Genomic DNA, 5,233 nt, shown 5'->3' with positions numbered 1-5,233 from the left:
AGCGCGGCAGCACACCCATCCGAACCCCCCGACGAACCAGAGCATTGCGAATAGGTGAACGTCCATGGCGACTGCGAACGAAGCCAAGCTCCGCGAATATCTGAAGAAGGTCACCACCGACCTCACCGCCGCCCACCGGCGGCTGCAGGAGGTCGACGACCAGGCCCATGAGCCGATCGCCATCGTGGGCATGAGCTGCCGCTTCCCCGGGGGTGTGCGCACCCCCGAGGAGCTGTGGCAGCTCATGGCCTCCGGCGGCGAGGCGCAGACGGAGTTCCCGGCCGACCGCGGCTGGGACCTGCGGAACCTGTTCGACCCGGACCCGGACACCCCGGACACCACCTACACCCGTGAGGGCGGCTTCCTGGGCGATGCCACCCGGTTCGACGCGGCGTTCTTCGGGATCTCGCCGCGTGAGGCCATGGCGATGGATCCGCAGCAGCGGCTGTTGCTGGAGACGTCGTGGGAGGCGTTCGAGCGGGCCGGGATCGACCCCGCGTCCCTGCGCGGCAGCCGGACCGGTGTCTTCGCGGGCATGAACGCCTCCGACTATCTGTCGGTGGCGCTCGATGCCGAGGACGACTTCGGCGGCCACCTCGGCACGGGCAACGCCAGCAGCGTCGTCTCCGGCCGGCTCTCCTACGTCTTCGGTCTCGAGGGCCCGGCCGTCACGGTGGACACGGCCTGCTCCGCGTCGCTGGTGGCGCTGCACCTGGCCGTCCAGTCGCTGCGGCTGGGCGAATGCTCGCTCGCCCTGGCGGGCGGCGTCCATGTGATGTCCACCCCCGGTCTGTTCATCGAGTTCAGCCGCCAGCGCGGGCTGTCGCAGGACGGCCGCTGCAAGGCGTTCTCGGCGGACGCCGACGGCTTCGGCCCGGCCGAGGGCGTGGGCGTCCTGCTGCTGGAGCGGCTCTCGGAGGCCCGTCGCCGGGGCCACAAGGTGCTGGCCGTGGTGCGCGGCTCCGCCGTCAACCAGGACGGTGCGTCCAACGGGCTGACCGCGCCCAACGGCCCGTCCCAGCGGCGCGTCATCCAGCAGGCGCTGGCCAACGCCCGGCTGTCCGGCGGCGATGTGGACGTCATCGAGGCCCACGGCACGGGCACCTCGCTGGGCGACCCGATCGAGGCGCAGGCGCTGCTGGCGACCTACGGCCAGGACCGGCCCGAGGAACTGCCCCTGCTGCTCGGATCGGTGAAGTCCAACATCGGCCACACCCAGGGCGCCGCGGGCATCGCCGGGGTGATGAAGATGGTGCTGGCGATGGAGCACGGGGTGGTGCCCGAGTCGCTGCACATCGCCGAGCCGTCCCCGCACATCGACTGGGCGGCGGGGAAGGTCGCGCTGGTCAGGTCGGCCACGCCATGGCCCGAGACCGGGCGCCCGCGCCGTGCGGGCATCTCCTCCTTCGGCTTCAGCGGCACCAACGCGCACACCATCATCGAGCAGGCCCCCGCCGAGGAGCCGGGCCCGGTCGAGCTGGTGTCCAAGCAGCCGGGTGTGCTGCCGTGGGTGCTCTCCGGCAAGAGCGAGGCGGCACTGCGCGCCCAGGCGCGGCGGCTGCTGGACCGGCTCCACGACGAACCGGCGCTGCGCCCGGTGGACATCGGCCTGTCGCTGGCCACCACCCGCTCCGCGCTGGACCACCGCGGTGTGGTCCAGGGCCGGGACCGCGAGGAGCTGATGGCCGGGCTGAACGCCCTCGCCGACGGCGGCATGGCGGCCGGTGTGGAGCGGGGCACGGTGGTCGCCGGGCAGACGGCGTTCGTCTTCCCCGGACAGGGGTCCCAGTGGGTGCGGATGGGCGTGGGGCTGATGGACGCCTCGCCCGTCTTCGCGGCCCATATCGAGGAGTGTGCCGCGGCGCTCGCGGAGTTCACCGACTGGTCGTTGGTGGATGTGCTGCGGGGCGCCGAGGGCGCGCCGTCGCTGGACCGGGTGGATGTGGTCCAGCCGGTGCTGTTCGCGGTGATGGTGTCCCTGGCCGAGCTGTGGCGTTCGCTGGGGGTCGTCCCGTCCGCGGTGATCGGCCACTCGCAGGGCGAGATCGCCGCCGCGTATGTGGCGGGGATTCTCTCGCTGAAGGACGCGGCCCGTGTGGTGGCGCTGCGCAGTCAGGCCATTGGCCGGGTGCTGGCGGGCAAGGGCGGCATGGTGTCGGTGGCGCTGCCGGTGGCCGACGTGCGTGAGCGCATCGAGCCCTGGGGCGAGGAGCGCATCTCCATCGCGGCGGTCAACGGGCCGTCCTCGGTGGTCGTCTCCGGTGAGCCGACCGCGCTGGACGAGCTGCTGGCGTCGTGTGAGGCCGATGAGGTGCGGGCCCGCCGGGTGCCGGTGGACTACGCCTCGCACTCGGCCCAGGTGGAATTGCTCCGCGAGGAGCTGCTGGAGCTGCTGGCCCCCGTACAGCCGAAGAGCGCCCAGGTGCCGTTCCTGTCGACGGTGACGGGGGAGTGGGCCGAGGGTTCCGAGCTGGACGCCGAGTACTGGTTCACCAACCTGCGTCGCACCGTTGAGCTGGAGGGCGCGGTCCGGCGGTTGCTGGACGAGGGCTTCGGGGTGTTCATCGAGTCCAGCGCGCACCCCGTGCTGACGATGGGTGTGCAGGAGACGGCCGAGGACGCCGGTGTGGACGCGGCCGCGATCGGGTCGCTGCGCCGGGACGAGGGCGGCCAGGACCGCTTCTGGGCCTCGGTCGGCGAGGCGTGGTCGCGCGGGGTGAGCGTCGACTGGGAGGCCGTGTTCCACGGCACCGGCGCCCGCCGTATCGAGCTGCCCACCTACGCCTTCCAGCCGCAGCGCTACTGGCCCGAGGCGGCGCCCGAGCGGGCCGCCGGGGAGACCGGACACGACCCCGTGGAGGCGAAGTTCTGGGCCGCCGTGGAGGCCGAGGACTGGCAGACCCTCGCCGCCGAGCTGACGGTCGACGGCGATCAGCCCATGAGCGCCGTCCTGCCCGCCCTGGCCACTTGGCGCAAGCAGGCCCGTGAGCAGTCCACGGTGGACGGCTGGCGCTACCGCGTGACGTGGAAGCCGCTCGCCGAGGAGCGGTCCGCGCGGCTGTCCGGCGGCTGGCTCGTCGTCGCCCCGGCCGCCGAGGACACCTGGACCGACGCCGTGGCCGGTGTGCTCGCCGAACGCGGCGCCGACGTACGGCGGATCGCCGTGGACACCGGCACCGACGGCCGGGACGAGCTGGCCGAGCGGCTGCGCACCGCGCTCGCCGAAGCCGACGGCGGCTCGTTCGCCGGGGTGGTGTCGCTGCTGGCCCCGGCCGAGGGCGCGCACCCCGGGCATGCCTCGCTGCCCGCCGGAACGGCCGCCCAGCTCGCGCTGATCCAGGCCCTGGGCGACGCCGGAATCGGCGCGCCGCTGTGGTGCCTGACGAACGGCGCCGTCTCCGTCGGCGGCTCGGACCGGCCGGCCGCCCCCGAGCAGGCGCTCGTCTGGGGCCTTGGCCGGGTGGCCGCGCTGGAGCACCTGGAGCGCTGGGGCGGTCTGATCGACCTGCCCGCCACGCCCGACGAGCGCGCCCTGAACCGGCTGGTGGGCCTCCTCGCGTCCGACGGCGACGACGACCAGGCCGCGATCCGCGCCACGGGCGTCTTCGGGCCCCGCCTGGTGCGCGCCCCGCTGGCCGACACCTCCGCCGTACGGTCCTGGAAGCCGACCGGCACCACGCTGGTCACCGGCGGTACGGGACGGCTCGGCGCGCAGGTCGCCCGGTGGCTGGCCCGCAACGGCGCCGACCATCTGGTGCTGGCGAGCCTCAGGGGCCCGGACGCCCCCGGGGCCGTCGAGCTGGAGGCCGAGCTGACCGAGCTCGGCGCCAAGGTCACCCTCGCCGCCTGCGATGTGACCGACCGCGCGGCGCTCGCCGAGACCCTCGCGGCCATCCCGGCAGACCAGCCGCTGACCGCCGTCGTGCACACCGCCGCGGTCATCGAGGACGGGGTGATCGAGGGGCTGACCCCGGATCAGGTCGAGCGGGTGCTGCGGCTCAAGGTGGACGCCACGCGCCATCTGCACGAGCTCACCCGGGACCTGGAGCTGACCGCGTTCGTGCTGTGCTCGCACTTCTCCGCCACCTTCGGCGCACCCGGCCAGGGCAACCAGGCGCCCGGCAACGCCTTCCTGCACTCCTTCGCCGAGCAGCGCCGCGCGGACGGGCTGCCCGCCACCACGCTGACCTTCGGTCCGTGGGGCGACGGCGCCACGGTGGACGGCGCGGTCGGCGACCGGATGCGCCGCCACGGCATCAACGAGATGGCGCCGGAACCGGCCACCGCCACCCTCCAGCACGCGCTGGACCGGGACGAGACCGCGCTGACCGTCATCGACATGGACTGGCGGCGCTTCACCCTCGCCTTCACCGCCGACCGGTCGCGTCCGCTGCTGCACGACCTGCCCGAGGCCCGCGAGGTCGTCGAGGAGATGGCCACCGCCGAGGCCGACGGCGGCGGCGCGGCCGCCGGGGCTGCCCTGGCCGGGCAGCTCGCGGCGCTGCCGGAGACCGAGCGGGAGCGCGTGCTGCTGGATCTGGTGCGCAGCGCGGTGGCCGCCGTGCTGGGCCACTCCGGCGCCCAGGCGATCGAGGCGGGCCGGGCCTTCAAGGAGCTTGGCTTCGACTCGCTGACAGCCGTCGAACTCCGCAACCGGCTCGGCGCCGCGAGCGGGCTGAAGCTGCCGCCGAGCCTGATCTTCGACCACCCGACCCCGGCCGCCGTGGCCGCCTATCTGCGGGCCGGGATCTCGCCCGACGAGGCGGCCGACGGCACCGCGGTGCTCGAGGAACTCGACAAGCTGGAGACCGCGCTCACCGGCACCGCGCCCGACAACATCACCCGGGCCCGGATCACCATGCGCCTGCAGTCGCTGATGGCGAAGTGGAACGAGTCGGACGGCACGGCGGTCACCGCCGAGCCCGCCACCACGGCGGCGCCGGAGCGTCCGGCGAAGGACACGGTCGACGCCGAGCAGCTCCAGTCGGCCAGCGACGAAGAGCTCTTCGCATTCATCAACAAGGGTCTCGGAAGGGCATGACGGGAATTCTGCTATTGACGTCGTTCTCGATATCGGCCAGGATTTTCCATACCCTTCAATAGAGTTGCCGAATACCGGTTGCCCCCTATCGCTCCTTGGGTCTCCAGGGGGTCATAGGGGGCATCTAGGGGTTGTTGTGAGGGTTAGTTCGCACATAGCCTCTCAGCGAGAAGTCGACTGATTTGGTTGTTG

Annotated in this window: 1 pseudogene; it reads left to right on the top strand. The window is 73.0% G+C overall.

Going from position 1 to position 5,233, the window contains the following annotated elements:
- Positions 1–79: 79 nt before the first annotated feature.
- Positions 80–5,041: pseudogene (locus J5X86_RS43925) on the top strand (type I polyketide synthase); the annotation flags it as partial.
- Positions 5,042–5,233 lie beyond the last annotated feature (192 nt).

The sequence above is a fragment of the Streptomyces sp. NEAU-YJ-81 genome (genome assembly GCF_017592595.1).
Taxonomy (GTDB): domain Bacteria; phylum Actinomycetota; class Actinomycetes; order Streptomycetales; family Streptomycetaceae; genus Streptomyces; species Streptomyces hygroscopicus_B.
The sequence above is the reverse complement of the archived record's forward strand: the minus strand, read 5'-3'. Positions and strand labels throughout refer to the sequence as shown.